Origin of the sequence: uncultured Arthrobacter sp. (genome assembly GCF_902805515.1) — a bacterium.
Classification (GTDB): Bacteria; Actinomycetota; Actinomycetes; order Actinomycetales; family Micrococcaceae; genus Arthrobacter_D.
The window spans coordinates 1-1,714 of sequence record NZ_CADCTE010000201.1 but is presented as its reverse complement, the minus strand read 5'-3'; the positions used below and the strand labels follow the sequence as shown (position 1 = coordinate 1,714).

Annotated in this window: 1 protein-coding gene; it reads right to left on the bottom strand. The window is 67.0% G+C overall.

The genetic code is table 11. From position 1 onward, the window contains the following. Nucleotides 1-294: 294 nt before the first annotated feature. Nucleotides 295-1,714: proline--tRNA ligase (gene proS / locus QZX79_RS18225; RefSeq protein ID WP_366485172.1), on the bottom strand; the 1,420-nt coding region annotated here is incomplete at its 5' end.

Sequence of the window (1,714 nt, the reverse complement as noted above, 5' to 3'; positions counted from 1 at the left end):
TCACGCGTGCATCATGCCCCAGCGGAATCTAACATCGGCCATCACCCGAGGACGAGGCCCGAAGCAGCGACCGCCGACCGTCAGTCAGGTGCACCACCGAGCCGTCCAACCATGCCTCGATCAGATCCTCCTGCACTCGAGCGGGTAGGTGCCGGCAGGACGGTCGTCCTCCGGTACCAGCTGAAGGGGTCATTACCTGGGATCCTCGACCGGCACCCTCGACCAGGGGCCCGCCGTCCTCGAGGTTGGTGCGACTTCGTCCATGAGTCGATCAAACGATTCCGGCGCAGGGGATCAGTAGGAGCGGGCGACGTATGCGACAAGGTCGGGCTCGGTGTCACTGTCTGGTACCGAACCGTCCGCTCGAGTCAGGCAGCGAACGGTAATGGCCGATCTGGCAAGTGCGTCCTCGCCGGCCTCCCCGACCGCCGACCAGGGCACCCGGGCCCAGCCTTGCGCACAAGCCTCGACCGCCTCGGCCGTGGTGTCCACATCGGCGGTGCGGGCATCGCGGGCGGCCCGCGCGCCGTCGAGCATGGCCCTCTGCTCGGCGACCAGCAGAGCCACAACCGCCTCGGCGGCGCCGGTCAGCGGCATCGGACGCTTCCCGCCGGAGAGCCGGTGTGCGACCGTCACCTGCCCTGCGGCGAGGTCGCGCGGACCTAGCTCGAGCCGCAGAGGGACGCCCTTGAGCTCCCAATCCACCGCACGACGCCCGAAGGGGACGTCCGTGCGGTCGTCGACAAGGACCTGCACACCCGCACTCCGTAGGTCCGCGCCGATCTGGCGCGCCGCGTTGACGACGTCCGCCTTCACCGCCATCACCACGACCTGGACGGGTGCGAGCACCGGCGGCAGGCGTAACCCGTCGTTGTCCCCGTGCACCATGATCAGTCCGCCGACCATCCGGGTGGAGGTCCCCCACGACGTTGTCCAAGCCGTCTCTTGTTGCCCCGCAACCGACAGGTAGTCGATGCCGAACACGCGTGCGAAGTTCTGACCCAACTCGTGCGAGGTGCCCATCTGCAGGGCCTTGCCGTCGCGCATCAGCGCCTCACACGCGAGCGTGTTGACCGCACCAGCGAACCGTTCCCGGGCCGTCTTGCGGCCGACGACCACCGGGATCGCCAGAACGTTGACCATCAGGTCTTCGTACGCTTCATGCAGGATCAGGCGCGCGTAGTCCCGGGCCTCGTGATCGGTCGCGTGCGCGGTGTGGCCCTCCTGCCACAGGAACTCGGTGGTCCGCAGGAACAGCCGCGGTCGCAGCTCCCAGCGGACCACGTTGTTCCACGTGTTCAAGAGCAGCGGAAGGTCCCGGTAACTCTGCGTCCACTTGGCCATGTACTCGCCGATGACGGTTTCGCTGGTTGGCCTTACAACCAAGGGCTCCTCCAGCACCTTTCCGCCAGCATGGGTGACCACGGCCAACTCAGGACTGAAGCCTTCGACGTGCTCAGCCTCCCGTTGCAGGTAGGACTGCGGAATCAACAGCGGGAAGTAGGCATTCTGCGCGCCGCAGGACTTGATCCGAGCGTCCATCTCGGCCTGCATGCGCTCCCAGATCGAGTAGCCGTACGGGCGGATGACCATAGTGCCCCGCGCCGGGCCGTTGTCAGCCAGTTCCGCCTTGGCCACAACGTCTTGGTACCAGCGGGGGAAGTCCTCGGCCTGCGAGGTCAGTACGCGCGCCACGGATGCTGATGCTACGGGC